This window comes from Pedobacter sp. R-06, assembly GCF_049913135.1.
Lineage (GTDB): Bacteria > Bacteroidota > Bacteroidia > Sphingobacteriales > Sphingobacteriaceae > Pedobacter.
Genome location: NZ_CP183977.1, coordinates 2,300,417 through 2,324,978 on the forward strand (window position 1 = coordinate 2,300,417; position 24,562 = coordinate 2,324,978).

General features: G+C 39.2%; 16 protein-coding genes and 1 tRNA gene. 6 read left to right on the forward strand and 11 right to left on the reverse strand.

The window, feature by feature from the left end:
• The 3 genes from ACN9MR_RS09490 to ACN9MR_RS09500 all read right to left on the reverse strand — a co-directional run bounded on the left by ACN9MR_RS09490 (position 1) and on the right by ACN9MR_RS09500 (position 7,076).
• Complete coding sequence (locus ACN9MR_RS09490; RefSeq protein ID WP_426329462.1) at positions 1-588, reverse strand: hypothetical protein; 588 nt, start codon at positions 586-588, stop codon at positions 1-3.
• The gene (locus ACN9MR_RS09495) at positions 585-2,567 is read right to left on the reverse strand and encodes a hypothetical protein (RefSeq protein WP_426329463.1); all 1,983 of its coding nucleotides are present in this window, start codon (positions 2,565-2,567) and stop codon (positions 585-587) included. Before ACN9MR_RS09495 ends, ACN9MR_RS09490 begins: the two co-directional genes overlap by 4 nt.
• Before the next feature lie 501 nt (positions 2,568-3,068).
• Complete coding sequence (locus tag ACN9MR_RS09500) at positions 3,069-7,076, reverse strand: hypothetical protein (RefSeq protein ID WP_426329464.1); 4,008 nt, start codon at positions 7,074-7,076, stop codon at positions 3,069-3,071.
• On the opposite strand from ACN9MR_RS09500, the gene ACN9MR_RS09505 reads away from it, so the two are divergent.
• Positions 7,008-7,898 carry a recombinase family protein gene (locus ACN9MR_RS09505; RefSeq protein ID WP_426330223.1) on the forward strand — a complete coding sequence of 297 codons (891 nt, stop codon included), beginning with the start codon at positions 7,008-7,010 and terminating at the stop codon, positions 7,896-7,898. The two genes, ACN9MR_RS09500 and ACN9MR_RS09505, sit on opposite strands and share 69 nt — an antisense overlap.
• Here the strand turns inward: ACN9MR_RS09505 and ACN9MR_RS09510 are convergent.
• From ACN9MR_RS09510 to ACN9MR_RS09520, 3 genes are all read right to left on the reverse strand, one after another.
• A tRNA-Lys gene (locus ACN9MR_RS09510) sits at positions 7,852-7,924 on the reverse strand. The genes ACN9MR_RS09505 and ACN9MR_RS09510 overlap by 47 nt on opposite strands.
• Positions 7,925-8,115: 191 nt before the next feature.
• The gene (locus ACN9MR_RS09515) at positions 8,116-8,814 is read right to left on the reverse strand and encodes an NUDIX hydrolase (RefSeq protein ID WP_215127090.1); all 699 of its coding nucleotides are present in this window, start codon (positions 8,812-8,814) and stop codon (positions 8,116-8,118) included.
• Between the two features lies 1 nt (position 8,815).
• A complete protein-coding gene (locus ACN9MR_RS09520) occupies positions 8,816-9,487 on the reverse strand; it encodes an HAD family hydrolase (RefSeq protein WP_426329465.1) in 672 nt (223 codons plus the stop codon).
• Positions 9,488-9,676: 189 nt separating this feature from the next.
• Between ACN9MR_RS09520 and ACN9MR_RS09525 the strand changes: the two genes are divergently transcribed.
• The gene (locus tag ACN9MR_RS09525; RefSeq protein ID WP_426329466.1) at positions 9,677-10,828 is read left to right on the forward strand and encodes an aldose epimerase family protein; all 1,152 of its coding nucleotides are present in this window, start codon (positions 9,677-9,679) and stop codon (positions 10,826-10,828) included.
• 156 nt (positions 10,829-10,984) lie between these two features.
• Here ACN9MR_RS09525 and ACN9MR_RS09530 read toward each other — a convergent pair whose 3' ends face one another.
• From ACN9MR_RS09530 to ACN9MR_RS09550, 5 genes are all read right to left on the reverse strand, one after another.
• On the reverse strand, positions 10,985-12,154 hold the full coding sequence (locus ACN9MR_RS09530) for an alpha-hydroxy acid oxidase (protein WP_426329467.1): 1,170 nt from the start codon (positions 12,152-12,154) through the stop codon (positions 10,985-10,987).
• Positions 12,155-12,548: 394 nt separating this feature from the next.
• Positions 12,549-13,370 (reverse strand): amidohydrolase family protein, encoded by an 822-nt coding sequence (locus ACN9MR_RS09535; protein ID WP_426329468.1) that lies wholly within the window; start codon positions 13,368-13,370, stop codon positions 12,549-12,551.
• Positions 13,371-13,381: 11 nt separating this feature from the next.
• Entirely contained in the window at positions 13,382-13,711 is a 330-nt protein-coding gene (locus ACN9MR_RS09540) for an L-rhamnose mutarotase (protein WP_426329469.1), read from the reverse strand.
• A 1-nt stretch (position 13,712) separates the two neighbouring features.
• A complete protein-coding gene (locus tag ACN9MR_RS09545; protein ID WP_426329470.1) occupies positions 13,713-14,567 on the reverse strand; it encodes a fumarylacetoacetate hydrolase family protein in 855 nt (284 codons plus the stop codon).
• Positions 14,568-14,600: 33 nt separating this feature from the next.
• Positions 14,601-15,365: an SDR family NAD(P)-dependent oxidoreductase gene (locus tag ACN9MR_RS09550; protein ID WP_426329471.1), complete on the reverse strand. Its 765-nt coding sequence runs from the start codon at positions 15,363-15,365 to the stop codon at positions 14,601-14,603.
• A gap of 269 nt (positions 15,366-15,634) precedes the next feature.
• Here ACN9MR_RS09550 and ACN9MR_RS09555 point away from each other — a divergent pair, with 269 nt between their 5' ends.
• From ACN9MR_RS09555 to ACN9MR_RS09570, 4 genes are all read left to right on the forward strand, one after another.
• A complete protein-coding gene (locus ACN9MR_RS09555) occupies positions 15,635-18,370 on the forward strand; it encodes an alpha-d-galacturonidase (RefSeq protein WP_426329472.1) in 2,736 nt (911 codons plus the stop codon).
• Complete coding sequence (locus ACN9MR_RS09560; RefSeq protein WP_426329473.1) at positions 18,370-19,923, forward strand: MGH1-like glycoside hydrolase domain-containing protein; 1,554 nt, start codon at positions 18,370-18,372, stop codon at positions 19,921-19,923. Before ACN9MR_RS09555 ends, ACN9MR_RS09560 begins: the two co-directional genes overlap by 1 nt.
• Positions 19,924-20,157: 234 nt before the next feature.
• A complete protein-coding gene (locus tag ACN9MR_RS09565) occupies positions 20,158-21,744 on the forward strand; it encodes a glycoside hydrolase family 28 protein (RefSeq protein WP_426329474.1) in 1,587 nt (528 codons plus the stop codon).
• Position 21,745: 1 nt separating this feature from the next.
• Positions 21,746-24,562: a glycosyl hydrolase family 95 catalytic domain-containing protein gene (locus ACN9MR_RS09570; protein WP_426329475.1), complete on the forward strand. Its 2,817-nt coding sequence runs from the start codon at positions 21,746-21,748 to the stop codon at positions 24,560-24,562.

Below are 24,562 nucleotides of genomic sequence, written 5' to 3' on the forward strand. Positions count from 1 at the left end.
TTAAAATTCTTCTTTCTCGTTAACCCCTAAATAATTGATCCACGTTACAGCAGGAAGCAACAAATCATCAGTATGCACGCCTAACGATTCACTTATCTCTTGAAATTTCGGATATATGTTCATTTGCTCAAGCCAAGACCGCTTGTTTAATTGTCCAATTTCTTTTATCTCAGGTTGGCTTAATAAACTTTTGACCGTTTTAGAATATGGCACTAATATGCTCGCAGTGCAAGCAGCATCTAAAAACCTCTCCCGTGGTGAAAACATCGACAGTTTTGTAAACTTTTGGAACTCATCAGTTCCTCTCCCGGATAATGTAAGAAAATCATCGTTCTCCTCAAAATTACCGTTTGCTAAATGTCTTGTGATCGCTTCGTTGATTGTATCCGCAAATGGAAAACCGTCTACAACGATATACCGATACTCCCAGGTCGCGATTGGCTTTCCACTATATAAATATAAAATTGATGCGAAATAGGAAAAAAGTTGAATTTCATGCCGTTTAAAACCGTCTAAATAATTATCCAATTTATGAGCTAACGACAAACTATCATAGAAAGCTTCAGGTAATAATTGTGTTGTTATCATTTGCCTTTATTTAATGCCTTTTCAATATCATTGTAAACCTTCTGAAATAATTTTTCTCCCTCTTTTTGGACAATTGATAAATCTGTCCATTCTAACATCCTTCTAAATGTCATATTGTTTTTACCGCATTTTTCGGCCAATGAAATTAAAAGCTGTGATGCATTAATGTTTGCTGTCATAAACATGTTCTGATTATATCTTGTAGCAAATTCTGCAAACATCGTCCCAACTCTGCTTTCATATGCTATGTCTAAAGACCCTTCTGGTGTGTCAATAAACATTGTTCCGGGGCTTTGTGGTTTAGAAAGATATATTAAAAGAGACATGCGAAGCGCTATGTCAAGAAAAAAACGCTGGCTTTCAGAAAGCTGAGAAGCCTGTGTTCTTGCCGAATCTTTTAATTCCAAAATCAGTTTTATTGTTTTAGAATCTCGTTTTGGGTTTATTTCCAATTCGTAACCGATAAAGCTCTTGGCTAATCGCTTAAAAATAGGAACAAAAACCTTTTCACCTTCTTTATATGCTATCTCAACATTTTTCAATAATTTCTCATATTGAGGCTTGAGTTTGTCTCTTTGCTTATAGGCATTTTTGGATTCCGTATCGTAATGATCAAATTGATTTTGAAATTGAGAGATCAAATTATCAGCTTGTTCATCTCCAGTTTTATTGAATCTTAGATCAGGATAATCTTCGTCAAATTCTGTTATTTTTTTTGTAAGTGTTTCTACTTCAATTTCGAATTTTTCTACTAAAATTCTTTTGAAATCTATTTCTTGAAACAACCTTTGTAATTCTTCATTTTTTTCGGAAATAGCAATGTCATTTTTCTCAATCACTTTTAACAGTTCACCTTGCTCTTTACTGTCAGTGATATCAATTGCTGTTTTGCATAGGGGACATGCGTCCTTATGAATAGTTTTTTCAATAGCTTCTACAACATAATTGCCGTGCGCACCACAAATACAGCACTCTTGTTTTTTTAAAGAAAGAATGACGTTTGCACTTTCAAGCAACTTAGACCTAGGCTTAGAATATCGAGAAAAAAGCTTTGTATGTTCAGATCTAAGCTGCATAATTTCTGAGTTTATATAGCTTTGCTTTCTAAGCATGGCGTCAAATTCAATCTTATTATTTTTTAACGAATTTTCATATTCTTTAAGATCATCAAAAAGTTTGTTATATTCTTTTTCAAGAACTTCAATATTTTTTGGTTTCTTCTTTGATATCTTTTGGGTTAATTCGTCAATTTTATTTTTGATTTGGGTTGCCTGCCATCTAGCGTTCCTTCCATTGGACTCATATTTATCAATTCTACGTGCCAATTCGGACACCTGAACAGCTTCAGCTGGGTCTGAGTTAAAAGCAATTGACAATGCATTATACGATGCTCTGTCATCCCAAAAAATCATGCGTCTGGTTTCATCAAAAGTCAAAATATACAGTTGATAAAAAACAAAATAGTCGAAATCAGTAAAGCCTACTTCTGAGACTAAATGCTCTTTATATAACTCATTTAGCTGCTTTGGGCTTTTGGCTTTAGTGTCTAATAACGAAACTGCAATTTTGTCTTTATTGATACTGAAAATCTCAAAAGCTTTCAGTTCATCTCTGTTTATAAAGCCACGTACAATTCGAAAAAATTTCTTGTTTACAGAAAAGGTTATTTCGATAGATGCATCTTTTAAATCTGCTTTTTGAATTCGGCCGGTGAAATATTGATCTGCAAAAACTTTATTCTCAGATTCAATTTCTGATGGAGAAAGAATACCCCTGTGCGGATCTAAAATTATACCTGTCAAACCATAATTAATAGCATTTAAAAATGTTGTCTTGCCTAATCCATTAGCTCCAGCTAAGCAATAAACACCTTTGTTTATAACTTCATTTACCTGGTAAGTTTTTCCTTGTTTGGTATAAAGGGAGAAATTTGTAAGATTTACTTTCTCTAATTTTATAAAGTTATATTTCCTTTGCATGTTGGGTTCTAAATCGCCATTTATACCTTTGAAATAATTGATAGAACTTTGATTATTTTATATGTGTAATTTTCTGGCATGGTAAGTAAAGATATAATAGTATTCTGAATTTTTCCAATTGTGTTGTAAAAAGTTCAATTTATTTGGCAGGATTAAAGCCATTTGTGCAAATACCTTTGTTCTCTATAATCTAATCAGAGGTGCAAATTTCTCAACATTCACAAATAATACTAAACGTGAAATGAAACCGCAAATAGATCCGCGATGAAGGTGATTAAGTCTAATATACACAATCTAGCACCAACTGATTCTTGTCCTTGGAAAGTCGGTTAAATTTTCTTTTCCTAAAAAACATTTTTCACTTTTTGGGAAGTTGGTAGGTGTGCTAGGTAAAAAGGGGGGATATTTAAGAAAAATACCCCAAATATTGATATCCAAAATTTGAACACCAACACCCGGGGCAATTTTATTTGGTTCTATTATTTATTTTATTGGGTTTACTTACGATTCGGCAACAGAGATGAAAATGTTATGAAGGCACATACCGGAGTTAGCCGGCTCTTGTTTAATTGAAACTTCATATGCTGCGTTTTGCGTGATAATAGTCCATTCATAGGTAGCTGGATCATTAGAGTTCCCATTTGAATTATAGGAATTATTAACATAAAGAGTACTTATTACCTCATGATTTTTCGTGATTTCAACATTGCCTTGTAAAGCAGTAGTGATATAACGCCAATTTGACGGTCCGCCGTTAGGAACTTCGTATTGCCAGCAAGCCCCGGCAAAATGCTGGACACCGTAGGGTTCAAGAGATCGTTCGGTAAGAGAAGTAGACGTATTTGACTGAAAGGATTCCCTAGAGCCGATAAGGGAATTAAGGGTAAGTATAAGGGTTAGGGACTGATCAGTAAAATTATGTATTGTTACGATAACTGCTGCTGTTAATTCGCTAAGTGGTGCTAACCCTGGGGCTACAGAAACCTGGTAGATATACGGTAAGGCCCAGCCATTTAGATTTCTAAAGAAGTTTACAGGATTTTCACCGTTGGCCCAAAGCATATCCATGACCTGCTGATTAGCCGTAGTTGTATAGATATTTTGTGTTCTGTCAGCGTTGTTTTCGATGAATGTTAATCCGTTATTTTGAAGACCGGCAGGTTGACTACGCGCAAAATTGGTAAACATTTTAGCAGTGACTTTGAAAGTTGTATTCGCAGGCATTAGGGTCTGTAATACGCCGAGCCTATATTCCGACAACATCTGCCCGACTTCCATTGGCCCCATTGTTGACGGCCAGAAAAGAGAGGAAAGCCTCCCCGTATCAATGATCATCTTATAGAATGCCTGAAGTTTTTCCCAATCACGCAGAATGATCGATTCAATCTGGCCAAGGGCACTGCCTGTTGCATTGAAGATACTCAATAATGTTTGTTGAAGCTGCAATACAGAAAGTTCATAATTGTATACATTATTGAGAAATGATTGAAGTTTTATAAGGTTTTTTGATGTCTGTTGATTAGATGAGTTACCGCCGAACCCATCCATAGCGGTATTCAGGCCGGTCTCAAAAAGGTTGGCAACTGCGGGCAAACCATGCTTGACTATCTTTTTCATAGCAGGAGCATCTGCGTCGGCGGTCATCATATCACCGGCAAAATTCAGCGCGGTGTAAACTACGCCTTCTACAAGGTCGGTGATCCATTTATGCTTCTTCTTCGGTTTGATCTTAGTTTGGGATAAATCCGGAAGTGCCGCGGCAGTAATCGCTTCGGACAGCGCGATAGACTGTGCCTGTGTCAGATCTGCATGAAAGTTCGTGATCTGTTGGAACAAAGACTGGACTGCGCACGCTGCAGTAAGCTCCTTATTAATCTGAGCAAGGGTGATCGTCCAATCTTCAGGGGAAATCCCGGTGTCGGGTATGGTCAATACATTTAACTGTATTTGATAGCTTGAGAGGGGTGCCGAGAGATTGTAATATTGCGTCCTGATGCCATTTGACAGGCCTAGTTGTTGACTAATATATTCGTAAATAATGTTAAAGTCACTGCCGGAGCCCCCTTGCGGATACCCTGTAATAGGCTGAACAATAAGGTTCTGCAATGCGAAGCCAGGAGAGAAATCCCAAAGTTGTGATAGTGAGCTATCCTTTCGGTTAAGTTCTGTGAGGCATACCTTGGTGTCAGACTCGGATGTTGTTACTGTCAGAGCCTTTCCGGTTAGCTTATTAATAATAAGACCTTCCTGTGTCATCGACCATAGCTGAAAAGGCTGATAGCCCGGCTGTTTTAGATATGGTACCACTTCATCCGTGAATTGTGGCTGGCTTAAAGAAGATTGGTCTTGGTTAACTCCAATGCCAAGGACGATTTCTTCATTAGCTGCACTGACGATATATCCCGGATAAACAAACTCCCAAGTCGAAGTTGCCGGATCAGCCCCACGTTCGCCAACGCTTACCCGCTCAGTTAAGCCCAAAATGGACAGGAAAAGCGAACCTCCTTCGCCCTCGCCTAAATTATTGATTGTTGTTGATCGGTTGAAAGCTGGTGCAAATGCAGCGACTGCCCATAGCGTAGTCTCGATATCAGCTACGCCACTCTGAACCTGGAGGGTTACCTCCGCATTAGCACTGTTGAAACAAATGCCTGCATTTTGCCCAGGGAAACCAAGGTTTTGCAATATGCCGTATTGCCTTCCGGTCTTTCCTAGTGTATTTCTCTGGGAATATCCCCATTCCCATTGCTGGTTTGGGTTAGCCGATTGAAGCGGTTGTAAGACAAGAGCCGCTCCTGTACCATTAGCGCTCAAGCTGAGATTTGGGTTTACTGCGCTTATTAAGGTTCCATTGAGATTAAATCGCCACAATTGGCTTATAGCAGCAATTCCATCCGGAACCTGATATCCGCCCAGGGGTGGAGTGGCGGTTACTGTCTGCCAGTCATCATTGGCTGTTAGAAGGTATGGCGTTTCTGGTACACCCGGGACGGCTATAGCACAGCTGATGGTAAACCATTGACCCAGGGGAAACGGCTCGTAAACAATAGGTTCCCATAGCGGGCTAGAACCTCCCCATCCAACAGTGAGGACTTCACCGCCATCCAGAGTTTTGAGTGCAGACTGTACATTCAGATATTGAAGATTCGTTGATGTACCTGAAATCAACATGCCGTTTGGCGTAATATACCAGTTCTGAGTACATCCACTCGCACCAAGTGCCTTAAGGCAAGAAGACTCGCCGGCTACAGCTGAAAGAAAAAGTGACGGAGCTGCAGCATTAACGATATTTCCGTCAACTGTTATGCACCATAATTGATTCAAGGCATCTGGCTGCTGTTCATCTATCACTACAGCAGAACCGGCAATATCACCGGCCGCTGTCAGTACGTACGTGGAATCTGCAGGCGTTTCACCTGTAAGGGTCTTCAGATAAAACCAACTGTTTGTAAGTACACTCTGTTCAGGGAAAATGTACCATTCGGAATTTGTCTGCCCTGGTGTTATGGGCCAAGCCAATAAAGGTACATCTGATCCTGTCTGAAAGCTGTTTGCATTAACGCTTACGCTGTTGTCAATGAGTGCCAGCATCTCGTTTTTATAGATCCAGGATTGATTTGTAGGAGCAGGCGTACTGTTAAGTGGAGACCAGAATATCGCTGCGACATCAGTGCTTGACGTATTGCCCGTTGCAGTTAACACCAGCGGATTGTAGTTGTGGACATCTGTACTTTGAACGATGGAACCATCTGGTCTAAAGGACCACAATTGTGCAGGAAGACCTGGCTGCCAGTTTTCAAGATAAATGTTATTAGTAATGGTGCCTGTTGTCGCGGAAGAAATGGCATAAGGAGATTTACCTTCTCCCGGTTTACCTTCTCCCTCCATTGCAGAGATGAGGTAGAAGCTATTGCCGGGCATTTTTGCGGCCGGTAAAAAGATCCAGTTCTGGCCATCATTTCCAAGTGCTGCTTCTAATGTTATAGCGGCGGAATATTCATCCTGCCCACCATCATACCCAATATATTGTGGAGACGGCGCTGTCCAATACATTCCCGTCACCTTATTAGTTATCGTAAAATTGTTATTACTATTTTGGGCAGCAACGATATTCCAAATCTGAGTATCATCGGTATTATCCCGATTCACTACACAAGTGTGCTCTCCGTTCAAAACACCGATCACAAGATTGGGATAATACGGGTTGATTATCCGGCCATCTGACGTCAATTGCCAGACACCGTTCCATTCTGGAGATGTTCCCAAAAATCCCAAAACCACCGGTTGGTCCGGCAAGGCATGGCCGGCTGTAATTTGAGCTGCATTTACTGTCATGAGGGGGCTGGCAGCGGAGACGATCATTAATGGTATGCCTAGCGATGGCTGAATCCCATTGAAAGGTGTAGTAAAAACAACTTTTGGGTAGCAATCCGCAATCCATTGTATTATGGGAAAATTGTAGTTCCTAAATATAAAGATGAACCTGAAGAATTGGTTGATGGATTGCATGAGCCATTGATTTCAGAAGAATTATTCCTAAATGTGCAGGATGTTTTAAACGGTCGTAAAAAGAAACAGCGTGTAAAAACGCCTATCGATGCAAAACTGCCCTTACGTGGTTTTTTAAAATGCCCCCTTTGCGAAAGGTTGTTAACCGGCAGCGGTTCAAAAGGACGTACTCAGTATTATCATTATTATCACTGTAGTTCAGAATGTGGAGCAAGGTATAAGGCTGAGGTTGTTCATGAAAAAATGGTCAATGAAATTGCGAAATATGATTTTTCGACTGGTGAGCTTATCCTCTTTAAGGAACTTATTTTAGAATGCTATAGAGGGAAGACGGCTTTTAATCAACATGAGATTAAAGGCTATAGGAATAAACTGGAAGAAACCACGACCAGGCTTAATAAAGCAAGGGAGTTACTGCTCGATGGTCATTTAGACCCCGGTGAATTTAGGCTGCTTAAAGTAGATCTTGAATCGAAAATCAATCGGTTAGAAATTCAGATATCATCGCATAAAACGAAGAATGAAAATATAAGGCCCTTGTTGGATGATAGGCTTATGGTGCTGTCAAAGCTCACTAAGCTATATCAGGAAGGTGACGTAGTGTGTAAAAGAAAAATAATTGGTTCGATCTACCCGGAAAAAGTAATATTTGATGGATTTGGGTTTCGAACCAAAAGAGTTAACCAGGTTTTCGAACTTATATCCCTCATTCACAAGCATTTGAAGGGCAAAAAAAATGGGACAAGTTTAGATTTATCTAACTTGTCCCAAGAAGTGATCCCGCTGGGATTCGAACCCAGGACCACTACATTAAAAGTGTAATGCTCTACCAGCTGAGCTACGGAATCATTTCCCTTTGTTTAAGGAGGTGCAAATATAGGGATTTATCTTTTTCTTGCAAACATTTTTTGAAAATGTTTTTATTGTTTTTTAGTTCATGTAAAATTGGCGCCTCTAACTGGTTGATTTTAAATTTCGTCAGCCCAGAAAGAACTTTAAAATTTATTTTCAATAGAGTTACATTTTCTCAAATCATTGCTTATTCGCTCGTTTTTGGGATAAAATTAAGAAAAGACTGGAACTGCGCTTTGTGTTTGTTTTTATCCAATTTAAAATAAAAGGCTCCACGGCGCGAACTCGATTTGTCCTTATCGGCTTGTTTAATCAATAATCCACTGGCTGTTATCTTACGGATAAAGTTTCGGTTATCTATCGGCGAATCATAAACCTGCTCGTATAAAGCCTGCAATTGCGGTATAGTAAACCGTTTTGGTAAAAGCTCAAATAAAATAGGGTGGAGGGCTGCCTGATAACGGATTTTATCCATAGCGGCCTTAACCATTATATCGTGGTCGAAAATTAATTCGGGAACTTCTTTTAGCTTAAACCATTCGGCATGGTACTGATCATTGATCTGTTTACTATATTTATTGATATCGATCAGTGCAAAGTAGACTACCGAAACCGTACGTTCGATAGGATCCCGGTCTGGACTACCATAAGCATGAAGTTGCTCCAGGTAAACATCGTGCAATCCTGTTAATTCCAATAAAATCCTTTTGGCGGCACCATCAAGATCTTCATGTTCACCGATAAAACCACCCATCAAACTCCACTTATCCTTTACGGGTTCTATTGCCCTTTTTATCACCAAAAGTTTTAGCTGATCGCCGTCATAACCAAAAATAATGCAGTCTACTGCAACAAGAACAGGTTTTTGATTTAAATATTTTCCCATGTTAAAATAGCGTATTTAATTTAGCATCGTTATAATCTGAAATATAACTTAAGATATTCGGATAACCTTCAAATTCTTCGATAGTATGTGTTGTGGTTAATACAATGCAGGGCATACCTGCATTTAAGGCCGATTCTACACCCTTTGGTGCGTCTTCAAAAACCAGACAATCTGCCGGTGCAACATTTAATGCTGCCGCTGCCTTTAGAAAAGTTTCGGGATCTGGCTTACTTGTTTTTACATCATCTGCACTCACTATTGCATCCAAATAACGACGGATATTCAATCCATCTACTACAAAATCTATATTAAAAGGTATCGCAGCAGATCCGATCGCCATTGGAATGTTTGCCTCTTTTGCGCGTTCTAAAAAATGATCCAGCCCTTCAATCAGCGCTAAATGCGGCATGTAGCCTTCCTGATAACGCTTTTCTTTATCAATAGAAAGGCGTTCTATTTCTTCGGCGTTAAATTTATCTTTTCCAAAAACGCGTTCTAAAACTTCGTGGTTTTTACCATACATTTCTTTTTTTACGTTTTCGTAATCAAGTTTGGCGCCTAAATCTTCCGTCATGATGCTGTACCAGGCCAAGGAATGGTATTCCATATCATTAATCATAGTGCCGTTCAAATCAAAAAGAAAAGCCTTTGGTCTGAAATTTAAATTATGCATATGGCTGCTAAATTATGTGATTTTTTTTACTGTTGAGAATCCTCACCGATATTATGAAAAAATAAGTATAATCGTTACTTTAACGTTAATAATTTTTTCCTACATTAGCCTTAACCAAAAATAAATCAATATGAAGCCGTATCTAATTTTGTGTGCAATTGCAGGTCTGCTTCCTCAAATTTTTAATCCATGAAAAAAATATTTCTTAAGGCCTTGCCCTTCGCTACATTGTGTTTAGCTGTTGCTTTTACTTCTTGTAACCAAAAATCAGATAAAGAGACACAAACAGCCGAGCAAACTGATTCGTTAAAATATACCACTACTATTGATGGGAAAAGTGTGAAGCTTTATACTTTAAAAAATAAACAAGGTGCTTCGGTTTCTATTACCAATTATGGCGGACGGGTAGTTTCACTTTTGGTACCCGATAAAAATAATAAGTTAACAGATGTAGTTTTAGGTTACGATAGCATAGGCGCGTACCGCAAAAAAGGCGAACCGTTTTTTGGTGCGTTAATTGGCAGATACGGAAACCGTATTGGTAAAGGTAAATTTAGCCTGGATGGGAAAGAATATACTTTACAGCTTAACGATGGCGTGAATACCTTACACGGTGGTACAGATGGCTTTTTCTCGAAAGTTTGGGATGCTAAACAATTGGATGGACAAAAATTAGAGTTGAGTTATGTTTCAAATGATGGCGAAGCAGGTTATCCGGGGAAACTAGATGTGAAGGTAACTTATACCTTAACTGATGATAATGCTTTACAGATTGATTATTTAGCTACTACTGATAAAGCGACTGTTGTAAATTTAACCAATCATGCTTATTTTAACCTAAATGGTGAGGGAAACAACACAATTTTGGATCATGAAGTGACGATTAATGCAAATGCTTACACACCAGTAGATTCTACCCTTATCCCGACAGGTAAATTGCAGCCTGTAGCTGGAACAGCTTTCGATTTCAACAAAGCGAAAACCATCGGAAAATCGATCGAAGAAAATGATCAGCAGTTAAAATTCGGTAAAGGTTACGATCACAATTTTGTATTGACCCACCATGATGGCAAAACGGCTATTGCAACCATTAAAAGTCCGGTTACAGGAATAACGATGGAAGTTTATACGGTTGAACCAGGCCTGCAGTTTTATAGCGGCAACTTTTTAACGGGGGCTGATAAGGATGGTAAAGGTGGAAAATCATATCCTCACCGTTCTGCTTTTTGCTTAGAAACACAACATTTTCCTGATGCACCAAATCATGCAAATTTTGCATCGACAGTGCTTAAACCAGGTGAAACTTATAGAACAAGTACAACATACAAGTTTTTGAAATAACGCTAAGGGGTTGTATCATAAATATAGAATTGTCATCCTGAGCTTGTCGAAGGACCTGCTATAACACCGTTACGGCATTTCGACAGGCTCAACGTGACAAATTTCGGAAGAAACTATGTTTATGATACAACCTCTTATTTTAATGCAAATTCCGCTTTAAGGGTTTAATAACCGATCAGGAAATTGTGTAATTTTCTCAATGGTTAATTGTTGCATGATCTGGTATAAATGGGTTTTGAACATATTGATGGTATGATCGCCTCCTTCATTACCTAAAGCACCAACTCCATACATAAAAGGCCGGCCCATAAAGTTGAATTCAGATCCAACTGCATGTGCTCTTGCTAAATCGACGCCTGAACGGATACCACCATCCAACATGATCTTCAATTTTGATTTGTATAGTGGATTGTTCGCCAATTTGATCAGTGAATTGATTGAGGATTCGCCTGCATCAATTTGTCTGCCACCATGATTGGAAACAATCACACCATCGGCACCGATCTGGATAGCAGCCTGCATATCTTCATCAGTCGCAATTCCCTTCAGTACTAAAGGTCCTTTCCAAAGATCACGAATGGCTGCAACCTTTTCAATATCAACCTTACCCGTAAATGTTTTGTTCATGAACTGCCCCAGTTGCGACATGTCCATTCCTTTTTCCATATAAGGCTTTAAGGTAGCAAATGATGGAATTCCATGTTGCAGGGTTTTAATTCCCCATAGCGGACGGGCAAAAGCCTGCAAGATGTTATTGATAGACATTTTTGGTGGAATGGATAATCCACTCTTAATTTCTTTATATCGCAAACCAAATGCAGGTACATCTACCAAAACCACTAATACCGGGCATTCGACAGCTTTTAAGCGATTTAAGATATCATCTCTCAAGCTATTCTCGGTAGGGTGGTACAATTGAAACCATGCTTTTCCTTCAGATACTTCGGCAATCCGTTCGATACTACTGGTAGATACGGTGCTTAATGTATAAGGAATATCGGCTTTAGCGGCAGCCTTAGCTAAAATTTCGGGTGCATTAGGCCACATCAAACCTTGCAAGCCAATCGGAGATACCCCAAATGGAGCGCTGTAACGACAGCCAAATAATTCAATCGACATGTCGATATCTCCACCAACACGTAAATAATTCGGCTTAAGGTAAATATTGTCGAAGTCGCTCTCGTTCCGTGATAAATTAAGCCCCTCATTACAACCGCCCTCAAGGTAGTCAAAAGCAAATTTAGGAATCCTTGATTTTGCCTTTTTTCTTAAGTCGGCTACAGAAGGGAATTGAGAATTGTAAGGGAATGTAATCTTTTTACTCATATTTAAATATTGTAATGGTCAGATCTATTTTAGAAAGCGAAAACTAATATTTTATATTATATTTTCCATCCTGCTCTATCTGCTGTTTTGTAATTATCGTTTTATGTTAGGTATACTTACAATTATATTGTAAAATACGAGATGCTATTACATGATCGTTTTAAACGAGCGTTAGCTATAAAGCTTAATCCGTCATTTCGAGCGGAGTGCGGCGAAGTCGAGAAATCTGTTTAAACTGACATGACAGATTCAAAGATTTCTCCATTTTGTTATGGTCAAGTCGAGATGATCATTCCAGCACATCATCATCCTGAATTTATTTCAGGGTCTTTCATGCACAATAGATCTCTCCATTCCACTGCGTTCCAAAGGAGATGACGGCCGTTTCATAAAACTAAACTCCATAAAAAACCTTAGCATTATCGCTAAAGATTAGTTTACGTTCAGCTGCAGAGAATTGCTCTGTGTACTTTGCAACTAAATTAAACCAGTCCTGATAAGGCCTGCTGATCAGCATTACCGGCCAATCGCTACCATACATAACCCTTTCAGGACCAAAATGTTCAAACACCACATCAAAGCAATTAAAAAGCTCTTTTTCAGTCCAGTTTTTCCAATCAGCCTCGGCCAATAAGCCCGATACCTTGCAACGCACATTTCGGTTAGAAGCCAATATTTTAATATTTGTTGCCCATGCGGTCAAATCCTGACTTTTAACATCCGGTTTGCCACAATGGTCTAATACAAATGGTTGATCGGGGATTTGATCAACCATTTTGATAATATCAGCTAATTGATTGTGATAACACAATAAATCGTAAGTGTAACTGTATTTTTTTAAAAGATTAATGCCAGCAATAAACTTTTTGTTCAGGATAAAATCGGCATTTTCGGCTTGTAAAACATGTCGCCAGCCCTTAATCTTTTTGAAATTGCTCCAGTAAGTTAAGCGTTCGTCTAAATTTGGATCGAGTAAATCTACCCATCCCACAATCCCTTTTACAATTTCATTTTGTTCTGCCAGCGATAACAGGAAATGGTTTTCTTCTTCCGATTGGCTAGCCTGTACAGCAATACATCCTGTAATTTGAAGATCTTGATAAACCGCTGTAAGATCTTTTGGAGAAAAATCATTACGGATGGCAAACATATCTTCATTTATCCAGCTATCTCTAACCGGGTCGAAATTCCAAAAATGTACGTGTGTATCAATCATAAAAAAGCAATTTAAAGTTTAAATATCTGATCCATCAGGATCCATTTCTCTCCTGGTTTCGAACCTGGTAATGCCTGCTGGAATTTCCACATTAAATTTTCCCATTCCTGCACTTTTGGATTGGCTAAATCGGCTTTCGATTTTTCCTCAAAAGAAAAACTTTCATTCACTTCCATAATCATAAACAGCCTGTTTCCTAATAAATAGATTTCCAGATCATCAATGCCAGATGAAGTAATACTTTCTTTGATCTCGGGCCAAACCGACTGATGATACTGCTTGTACTCTTCTATCAGCCTTTCATCGTTTACGAGATCGAGTGTTAAACAGTATCTTTTCATATTAGTTTCCACTGTAGGCTTTAACAGTTTGCTTGCTCGAGCCTAAGCCATCGATGCCCAGTTCTACCACATCACCAGGTTTTAAATACCAAGGTTCAGGTTTTTGACCTAAGCCTACGCCAGCAGGTGTTCCAGTCGTAATTACATCGCCTGGTAAAAGTGTCATAAACTGGCTGATGTAAGCAATCATGAACGGAACATTGAAAATCAGATTTGAGGTATTGCCATCCTGCAAGGTTTTTCCGTTCACCGTTAACCAAAGACGAAGATTGTGCACATCGGCAATTTCATCCTGAGTAGCGATAAATGGCCCGATAGGTGCGAAGGTATCGCAACTTTTTCCTTTTACCCATTGTCCGTTTCTTTCGATCTGGAACTCGCGCTCACTATAATCGTTATGCAAAACATAACCAGCAATATGGTCCAAAGCATTTTCTTCAGCAACATAACTTGCTTTTTTGCCGATCACAATCGCCAATTCCACTTCCCAGTCGGTTTTTTTACTGTTTTTTGGAATGATCAGGTCATCGTTTGGTCCAACAATAGCAGAAGTAGCTTTGAAAAACAAAATTGGCTCTGTTGGAATAGGCGCGTTGGTTTCTGCAGCATGGTCTTTATAGTTTAGGCCCACACAGATAATTTTAGAAGGACGGGCCAGGGCAGGACCAAGGCGTACACTTTTATCAACCTGTGGCAAATCAGCCGATGCAATTGCAGCCTTTAATTTCTCTAAACCATCGCCACCAAAAAATTCTTCATTATAATCTTTAACCAATGCAGAAACATCGAAATAATTATCGTTTATAATTACCCCAGGTTTTTCAGCTCCGGCTTCGCCAAATCGTATTAATTTCATTCTAAAATGCTTTATTGTATTTGAAAATATTTATTAATTGTTCAAGGTAGTAAATCCACCGTCAATCGGGTAATCGCAACCTGTAATAAATGAGGCTTCATCGCTACATAGGTATAAAGCCAGGGCACCAACTTCTTCTGGTTTAGCCATTCTGCCAATGGGTTGTGTTTTAGATAACTTTTCGAACATTTCGGGGATATTATCCGGATAGTTTTTCTGTAAAAAGCCATCAACAAATGGGGTATGAACCCTTGCTGGCGAAATTGAATTACACCTGATGTTTTCGCCAATATAATCTTTCGCTACACTCATGGTGATTGCTTTTACAGCACCTTTTGCTGCACTATAAACGAAACGGTCTGGAAGGCCAATTAATGCAGCTATTGAAGCCATATTGATAATTACACCTCCGCCAGATAAACGGATCTGTGGAATGGCTGCGTGTAAACAGTTATAAACGCCTTTCACGTTAACGCGCATTACACGGTCAAAGTCGGCTTCATCTGTAGTATCAGCTTTGCCAATATGTGCAATGCCTGCGTTATTAATCAGGATATTGATATTTCCAATCTGTTTAAAAACCTCGTGAACAGCATTATGGTCTGAAACATCACATCCATAACTGAATGCTTCTCCACCATTTGTTTTAATTTCATCTAAAGTATCCTGGGCGTGTTCTGTTCCCAATTCGATGATGTGCACCTCAGCGCCCTGTTTAGCTAAAATGGTAGCAATAGCTTTTCCTATGCCACTTCCCCCGCCTGTAACTACGGCTTTTTTGTTTTTTAGTGAAAACATGTATATGATTATAAATTATAATTGATTAGAATACGGATACAAATAAAATAAATATTGTTGGTTAAAAATTTTATCTTCTTGTCTAAATATTAACAGATATTGTCATACGCCATTCTGGATATTCCAATGGCCTTACCTTGCATAAATTTTACAAAGCCATTCGGTATTATTACTTATATTTGAATATTACATTTATATTTAAAAATAAATATTAACCAAATATTGCACAAAAACCTAGAAAATAGGTTTTGTTATTAGAGCCAATTTGAATGAGAAATTTTCTGATTTTTATTTCCTGTTATTTTCTATCGATATCATTTTCTAATGCCAGTGTTCGGGTGCCGAAAACAATTGTAATTTCTACGGAAAATCATATTCGTGTGCGTTTTGGTGCCGAAAAGTTATCAAAAGCCTTAGCTAAGCTGAATTACTCAACAAAAATTGAACAAAAAGACAAACTTAGCACTACTTATAACGCAATTGCGATTGGTGTATTTTCGGATAAACTTTTTATCAATAATCTTCCAGCAGCGATTAAAAATAAGATTTCAACGACCCAAAAAGAGGGCTTTCATATTTATACCGGAAAAAACGGGGCGCTTTATATAATCGGCAACGATGCATCGGGTGCCTTATATGGCTGCATAGAACTCGCAGATCAAATCAAGGGTAGTGGTAAATTACCTGCGCAGCTCGCGCTTTCCGACCAGCCTGAAATGGTATTAAGAGGTACTTGTATTGGTCTGCAAAAACCAGATTATCTGCCTGGCCACGATGTTTATGAGTATCCTTACACCCCGGAAACTTTTCCCTGGCTTTACGATAAGGCATTATGGATCAAATACCTGGATATGATGGTCGAAAACCGCTATAATTCGCTTTATTTATGGAACGGACATCCTTTTTCATCGCTGCTGCGCTTAAAAGATTATCCTTATGCAGTAGAGGTGGATGATGCGACTTTAAAAAAGAATGAAGAAATCTTCCAGTTTTTGACTAAGGAAGCTGATAAACGCGGCATCTGGGTGATCCAGATGTTTTACAATATTATTATTCCAAAACCATTTGCCGATAAACACGGCTTAAAAACACAAGACAGAAACCGTCCGATTATTCCTTTAATTGCTGATTATACCCGTAAATCGATCGCCTCATTTGTAGAAAAATATCCCAATGTAGGCTTAATGGTGGCTTTGGGCGAAGCAATGGAAGGTGTGGGGCAGGATGACATTGATTGGTTTACCAAAACAATTATTCCCGGAGTGAAAGATGGATTAAAGGCCGCTGGGATTAAGGAAGAACCGCCGATTGTACTTCGTGCACACGATACTGATGCGCCAAGTGTGATGAAAGCCGCTTTACCGTTATATAAAAATTTATATACCGAAAATAAGTTTAACGGCGAGGCTTTAACCACTTACACACCACGTGGGGCATGGGCCGATTTAAACAGGAAATTAGCCGCTATTGGTACTATTAATATTTCAAATGTCCATATTTTAGCTAATCTGGAGCCCTTTCGTTATGGTTCGGCAGACTTTATCCAGAAATCAGTTCAGGCGATGAACAAGATTTATGGTGCAAAAGGCTTGCATTTATATCCTCAAGCAAGTTATTGGGATTGGCCTTATTCGGCAGACGAGGTAAAAGGCAGACTATTGGAGGTAGACCGAGATTGGATCTGGTATAAGGAATGGGCAAGATATTCGTGGAATTCGCAAAGAGACCGTAGTGGAGAAATTAACTATTGGGGAAATGAGCTGGCCAATAAATATGGTGCTGATTTAACCGGGGGTAAAGCTATTCTGAATGCTTATGAAGAATCTGGTGAGATATCACCCAAACTTTTGCGCAGGTATGGCATTACCGATGGCAACCGACAAACACTGACCCTGGGCATGTTGATGACTCAGCTCATTAATCCGTTCCGTTATGGGTTGTTTACGTTAATGTACGAATCTGAAGCCCCAGAAGGCGAAATGATTATCGAATACGCCGAAAAAGAGTGGAAGAAACAAGGCCATATTGGAGAAACCCCGGTTCAGGTGGCACGCGAAGTAATTGAACATGGCAAAAAAGCCATTCAATCTATTAATGAGGCTGCACCCAGCGTAACAAAGGATACTGCAGAGTTTAAGCGACTTAGAAATGATATCTATTGTTATGATGAAATGGCTAATTTTTATGCCGAAAAAGTTAAGGCAGCCCTGTGGATACTGCGGTATAAAAATTCGAATCAGGTAGCTGATTTAGAGCAGGCATTACCTTTTCTCCAAAACAGTGTAGATCATTATGCTAAACTGGTTAAATTGACGGAAAACAGTTACCTGTACGCCAATAGCATGCAAACCAAACAACGGAAAATCCCGATGCGAGGTGTAGATAAAACTTTTATCCATTGGAAAGAGATGTTGCCGGTTTTTAATAAAGAACTTGATCATTTTAAACATAGTATTGATTCACTGAAGTCGATAAAACAGGGAACAGTTGCCGCAATTGTGCCTTATAGAACTGCTGACGTTAAAGTCTTAAACGAAACAGAAAGTTATGTGATAGCCAAAGATGCACCGCTTTTTGCAGATACTGCAATTAAGATTAAAGAAGTTGCAGCACAGTTGGTGGGTTTAAAAGGAATTAAACTGGCAAAAGAAAAGCAGATTAAAATTGGGACAGATATTAAATTCAGGACCAAAGTACCTGTGAAATTACTGATAGGCTTTTTTAATCAGAAAGATGCTCAATATCTTGCTCCTCCACAGTTAGAAACAGATGCTAGCGCCAACAATTATGGTCAATCGGAGATTAAAATATCAAATGCCTTAGTACCTTATGGCTTTCCTCCGGTAAATGTTCATGCTTATTCTTTCCCTGCAGGTACACATACATTAAATTTAGGTAAAGGGGCCTGCCTGGTTTTGGGATTTATTGATGACAAACAGGAACTGCGGATTTTTAATGCAGGTTTAGATGGTAGAGGAAAAGACATCGATTGGTTATTTGAATAATGATGAATACAAGAAACTTAATTGCAGTAGCAGCATTGTCTGTATTGACAATCACAGGCTTTGCACAGCAGAAATCAATTCTGGGAACCGAGAAATTGAAGAAATATGTGACATATTTCAATTCGATCGACACAGAAGCCGTGAAAAACTATGTGCCCAATGCTGAAGCCTTTACATGGTTAGCTGAGCAGGCGCCTTTATTCGAATGTCCCGATTCGGTATTGGAGCAAAACTACTATTACCGCTGGTGGACATACCGTAAACACCTGGTTAAAACGCCCGAGGGGTTTATCTTTACTGAGTTTATCGAACCGGTTAAACATGCAGGGAAGTACAATTCCATTAGCTGCGCACTAGGTCACCATATTTACGAAGGCAGATGGTTAAAGGATAATAGTTATTTAAAAGATTATATCAAATTCTGGCTTTACCATGCTGATGTTGGCCAGACCAAACAACGTTTCCATCAATTTAGCAGCTGGGTAGACGATGCAGTTTATCAGAATTATCTGGTGCAGCCTGATCAAGTATTTTTAAAAGAAATTTTGCCTGCGCTGGATAAAGATTATGGCAAATGGGAAGCCGAAAGGCAGCTTAAAAACGGCCTTTTCTGGCAACATGATGTTAAGGATGGCATGGAAGAATCGATTAGCGGTTCACGTAAAGACCAGAACCAACGGCCAACTATAAACAGCTATATGTATGGCAATGCCTTGGCTTTGGATAAGATTGCGCTTCTTTTAGGCGATAAAACCTTAGCCGATAAATATAAAAACAAAGCAACTGTACTTAAAAAGCTGGTTCAGGATAGTTTATGGAATGCTGCTTCCTTGTTTTTCGAAACAAGAAAAGCCAAAGGAGGTTCATCGGATGTTAGAGAAGCCATCGGTTTTACGCCGTGGGAATTTAACTTACCTGATGATCAGTCAAAATATGCAAAAGCCTGGGATCAGTTATTGGATACAGCCGGATTTAAAGCGCCATGGGGCCTAACCACGGCTGAAAGAAGAAACCCAACATTTAGAACAAGGGGAACAGGGCACAGTTGCGAATGGGATGGAGCGCTTTGGCCTTTTGCCAGCTCACAAACATTAAAAGGACTGGCCAATCTGTTAACCAATTATAAAAAACAGGGTAAAATGACTGCCGAAGTCTTTTATCAGGAACTGCACCAGTATGCGGCATCCCATGTCAAAAACGGAAAACCTTACATCGGTGAATATCAGGATGAGAAAACAGGGGAATGGTTAAAAGGTGATAATCCAAGGAGCAGTTTTTACAATCATTCTACTTTTAATGATTTGATTATTAATGACCTGATCGGAATAAAACCACGTCAGGATAATGTGCTTGAGATATTTCCATTAATACCTAAAAATCAATGGGATTGGTTCATATTAGATCAAGTTTCGTATCACCATAAAACATTGACTATTTTGTGGGATAAAACCGGAAAAAAATATAATAAAGGCAAAGGATTGTTGGTGTTTGCAGATGGTAAAGAAATTTACAAAGGGAAGGATTTAAAGCCTTTAAAGGTACAGATGAATTAATGAATACCTTGGTCTGTGTCTTCACAGACAGGAGTAAAATTGATCAAGAGGCGATGAAATCGCCATTCTCACGCATCCTCGTTACAAACGAGGACGATGTGGACTTAAAATGGACTAAACTGATTCTCATTGCGAGGCACGAAGCAATCCTAAAGCGTTAGTTATTATGCCTAGCGATAGTAGTAAGATTGCTTCGTGCCTGGCAATGACGAAAAAACAATAAAATATAACCAAATGAAACATTCCATCAATATTATTAAAGCTTTAATTTTTATCCTTGCTTTTGGTATGGGTTTAACTGCAAAAGCCCAGTCTTATTACAACGTAATCAAATACGGTGCAAAAAACGACAGCAGTGAACTGGTAACGACAGCAATAAAAAATGCGATAGAAGCGGCATCAAAAGCGGGTGGTGGAACAGTTTATTTTCCCGCCGGAAAATACCTAACTGGCGCTATACATTTAAAAAGCAACATCACCATATTGATTGATGCCGGTGCTGAGTTGCATTTCAGCGATAATTTTGACGATTATTTACCCATGGTGAAAAGCCGTTACGAAGGAGTAGATGTAACCAGTTTCTCGCCTTTGTTTTATGCCTATAAAGTAGAAAATATCTCCATTATTGGTAGGGGGATTATTGATGGGCATGGAAAAAAATGGTGGGATTTTGTAGAAGGTTATAAAGAAGGGCAAGCGCGTTCTAAATGGCAAACTACTTTTGAGGGCTTAAACAAAGATATTATTTTGCCAGATGATCCTAAGCAGATGAAACGTGGCTTTCTTCGCCCGCCGTTTATACAACCCATGTTCTGTAAAAATGTATTGATTGATGGCATAACCATTCGCAATTCGCCTTTCTGGACGATCAATCCAGAATTCTGCGAAAATGTTAAAGTCCATGCCGTTACCATCAACAACCCGCATTCGCCGAATACAGACGGTATTAATCCTGAATCTTGTAAAAATGTGCACATTTCAGATTGCCACATCAGTGTAGGCGATGACTGTATTACCATCAAATCGGGGAAAGATGCCCCTGGAAGAAAAATGGCTGTTCCTGCAGAAAATTATGTGATTACAAATTGTACCATGTTATCGGGTCATGGGGGAGTGGTTATTGGTAGTGAAATGTCGGGCGATGTGCGTAAAATAGCCATCTCGAACTGTGTCTTCGATGGAACGGATAGGGGCATCCGTATTAAAACAGCACGTGGAAGAGGTGGTGTTGTTGAAGAGATCAGAGTGAGCAACATTATCATGAAAAACATTAAAGATCAGGCTATTGTACTGGATATGCAGTATTCAAAAACAAATGTGGAAGCTGTTTCTGATCGAACGCCTGTCTTTAGAAATATCCATTTCAGCAATATCACCGGTCAGGTTAATCAGGCAGGTTATCTAAATGGTTTAGAAGAAATGCCTATCGATAATATTACCTTCAATGATATTAATATGGATGCCAAAACTGGTTTTTCTATTCAAAATTCCAGTAATATTGAGTTTCATAACGTAACGGTGAATACCGAATTAGGTGCATCGATAAAGGCATTAAAGGTGAATAATTTAATTGTGGATGGTTTAAAAAGCAATAAACCTCATGCCAATGCGGCTGTAATTGATATCACTAATGTATCTGATCTGTTCCTGTACAATGCTTTCCCGGTTATAGGAACCGTTACCTATTTGAAATTAAGCGGGGCCGAGACTAAAAATATATTCTTAGGAAATAATAATTTTAGACGAGTGAAAGCGGCCGTTAAGAAGGAGAAGGAAGTAAGCGGTAATATCGAAATCATTTCAGGCGATAAAGGACAATAATATGAGGTTTAAACTTTTATTAAGTACATCATTTTTAATATTGACTGCGTATTTTGGCAGCTTTGCACAAGAAAACAACCATACTCTATGGTACAAAAAGGCTGCAGAAAAGTGGACGGATGCCTTGCCAATCGGAAACGGTAGATTGGGCGCCATGATTTTCGCTGGAGCGGCTGTAGATCATATCCAGTTTAACGAAGAAACCGTTTGGACGGGTAAACCTAGGGATTATAACCGAAAAGGCGCCTATCGATATCTGCCTGAGATCAGGAAATTACTTTTTGAAGGAAAACAGGCAGCAGCAGAAGCTTTAGCACAAGAACATTTTATGGGCTTGCAAAGTAGTTCGGGCGACAGGAAAGTTTGGGTAAATGAAATGAAAGCTGGTAAAGGCATTCAGGGCAGCCCTGCTTTGGCCAATTTTGACGATAAACTTTGGAAAACGATAAAAGTGCCTGCCTACGAGGGTTGGGAAACGGCAGGCTTAGCCAATTTAGATGGTGCCGTTTGGTTCAGAACCACTTTTGACGTGCCCGAAAATTGGGCAGGAAAAAATCTTGTACTCGACCTTAACCGCATCCGCGATCAGGATTTCACTTATATAAATGGTCAATTGGTTGGCAATACCGATAATACGGAGCCAAGAAAATATACTATTCCTGCAAAACTGATTAATAAAGGCAAAAATGTAATTGCCATCCAGGTGCTTAATTATTTCGATAAAGGCGGATTGGCCGGCTATAAAGACACTACAAAAAAAATAGGAATTTATCCGGCCGGAGAAAGTATGGAACAGGGTGTTTCGTTGGTTAAAGATTGGAAATATAAAATTCAAGATGAAAATCCACCTGCCGTTCCGCAATACCAGGGCAGTTATCAGCCTTTTGGTGATTTGAATCTATATTTCAAGCAGACCAAATCTATTGTTACCCGTTATAAACGGTCTTTGGACATCAGCACAGCCGTTGCAAAAACAACTTATACGCTAAACGGTGTAAATTATCAGCGTGAGTATTTTGCAAGTCAGCCAAACCAAGCCATTGTAATCCATTTAACGGCCGATAAAAAAGCATCCATCAGTTTCGATGCTGAACTTTCAAGTGCTCACCGAAAATCATCCGTGAAAACTTTAGCGAATAATGTAATTGCTTTATCTATTCAGGTAAAAGATGGTGCGATTAAGGGAGAAAGCCGATTAACAGCTTTAATCAAAAATGGATCTGTGAAAGTGATTAATGGCAAAATCAGCATCAATCAGGCGGATGAAGTGACACTTTATTTGACAGGCGGAACCAATTTTATCAATGCGCAGGATGTTTCTGGGAATCCGGCAGTGGCCAACATTAAAGCACTCAATAGTTTAAAAGGTAAAGCATACGCAGAGATCAAACAGGGCCACATTAAAGAATATCAAAGCTATTACAATACCTTTAGTGTCGATTTTGGCCGATCGGATAATGAGAACCTTCCAACAGATGAAAGATTAACAAAATTTGCAACCGCGAACGACCCTGCGTTTGCGGCACTGTACATGCAGTATGGAAGATATTTGTTGATTTCCAGCTCGAGACCAAGTACTCAGCCAGCCAATCTTCAAGGGATTTGGAACGATTTGCTTACGCCACCATGGGGAAGCAAGTATACCACCAATATTAACCTCGAAATGAACTACTGGCCAACCGAAATCCTTAATTTATCGGCACTAAATGAGCCGCTTTTCAACAAAATCAAAGGACTGGCAAAAGCTGGAGCCGAAACAGCAAAAGAATATTACAATGCGCGTGGTTGGGTTTTACACCACAATACCGACTTATGGAATGGAACAGCCCCCATCAATGCTTCAAATCATGGTATTTGGGTAAGTGGAGGTGGTTGGTTAAGTGAGCATTTATGGGAACATTATCAATTCAGTAAAGACCGCAAATTCCTGGAAACTAAGGCTTATCCTTTAATGAAACAAGCTGCTTTGTTTTATGAAGATTTTTTAGTGAAAGATCCCAAAACTGGTTGGTTGATCAGTACACCTTCTAATTCGCCAGAAAATGGCGGTTTAGTGGCTGGCCCAACAATGGACCACCAGATTATCAGATCGCTTTTCAGAAATTGCATAGCAGCAGCCGAAACGCTTAATGTAGATGCCGAATTTAGAAAATCGCTAACTGAAAAGGTTAAACAGCTAGCACCAAATCAGATAGGCAAATATGGACAGTTACAAGAATGGTTAACAGATGTAGATGATACCGCAAGTAAACACCGCCATGTTTCTCATTTATGGGGTGTGTATCCTGGAAATGATATTATCTGGGATGATAACGAAAAGATGATGCAAGCAGCAAAACAGTCCTTATTGTATCGGGGAGATGATGCTACAGGCTGGAGTTTAGCCTGGAAGATTAATTTCTGGGCCAGGTTTAAAGATGGTGATCATGCGATGAAATTGGTAAAAATGTTAATGAAACCTGCTAATAATGGGGCAGGTTCTTATGTAAATCTTTTTGATGCGCATCCGCCTTTTCAAATAGATGGAAACTTTGGTGGTGCTGCCGGAATCGCCGAAATGATTGTACAGAGCCATCAGGGCTATTTAGATATTTTACCCGCATTACCTACTGCTATTCCAAACGGAGAAATTAAAGGACTTCTGGCCAGAGGAGGTTTCGAACTGGATTTAACCTGGGATAAAGGTGCATTAATCTCACTTACCATAAAATCTAAAACAGGTGGGCCATGTAAAATCCGTTACAAAAATAACAATGCAACGTTCGAAACTAAAGCTGGTGAAAGCTATAATTTAAATGGAGACCTGAAATCGCAGTAA

Excerpts from the sequence above, each read along its gene's own strand:
- ACN9MR_RS09520 (WP_426329465.1), bottom strand. The coding sequence starts at position 9,487 with ATGCATAATTTAAATTTCAGACCAAAGGCTTTTCTTTTTGATTTGAAC.
- ACN9MR_RS09490 (WP_426329462.1), bottom strand. The coding sequence starts at position 588 with ATGATAACAACACAATTATTACCTGAAGCTTTCTATGATAGTTTGTCG.
- ACN9MR_RS09540 (WP_426329469.1), bottom strand. The coding sequence starts at position 13,711 with ATGAAAAGATACTGTTTAACACTCGATCTCGTAAACGATGAAAGGCTG.
- ACN9MR_RS09550 (WP_426329471.1), bottom strand. The coding sequence starts at position 15,365 with ATGTTTTCACTAAAAAACAAAAAAGCCGTAGTTACAGGCGGGGGAAGT.
- ACN9MR_RS09525 (WP_426329466.1), top strand. The coding sequence starts at position 9,677 with ATGAAAAAAATATTTCTTAAGGCCTTGCCCTTCGCTACATTGTGTTTA.
- ACN9MR_RS09515 (WP_215127090.1), bottom strand. The coding sequence starts at position 8,814 with ATGGGAAAATATTTAAATCAAAAACCTGTTCTTGTTGCAGTAGACTGC.
- ACN9MR_RS09560 (WP_426329473.1), top strand. The coding sequence starts at position 18,370 with ATGATGAATACAAGAAACTTAATTGCAGTAGCAGCATTGTCTGTATTG.
- ACN9MR_RS09500 (WP_426329464.1), bottom strand. The coding sequence starts at position 7,076 with ATGCAATCCATCAACCAATTCTTCAGGTTCATCTTTATATTTAGGAAC.
- ACN9MR_RS09535 (WP_426329468.1), bottom strand. The coding sequence starts at position 13,370 with ATGATTGATACACACGTACATTTTTGGAATTTCGACCCGGTTAGAGAT.
- ACN9MR_RS09530 (WP_426329467.1), bottom strand. The coding sequence starts at position 12,154 with ATGAGTAAAAAGATTACATTCCCTTACAATTCTCAATTCCCTTCTGTA.
- ACN9MR_RS09495 (WP_426329463.1), bottom strand. The coding sequence starts at position 2,567 with ATGCAAAGGAAATATAACTTTATAAAATTAGAGAAAGTAAATCTTACA.
- ACN9MR_RS09545 (WP_426329470.1), bottom strand. The coding sequence starts at position 14,567 with ATGAAATTAATACGATTTGGCGAAGCCGGAGCTGAAAAACCTGGGGTA.
- ACN9MR_RS09565 (WP_426329474.1), top strand. The coding sequence starts at position 20,158 with ATGAAACATTCCATCAATATTATTAAAGCTTTAATTTTTATCCTTGCT.
- ACN9MR_RS09555 (WP_426329472.1), top strand. The coding sequence starts at position 15,635 with ATGAGAAATTTTCTGATTTTTATTTCCTGTTATTTTCTATCGATATCA.
- ACN9MR_RS09570 (WP_426329475.1), top strand. The coding sequence starts at position 21,746 with ATGAGGTTTAAACTTTTATTAAGTACATCATTTTTAATATTGACTGCG.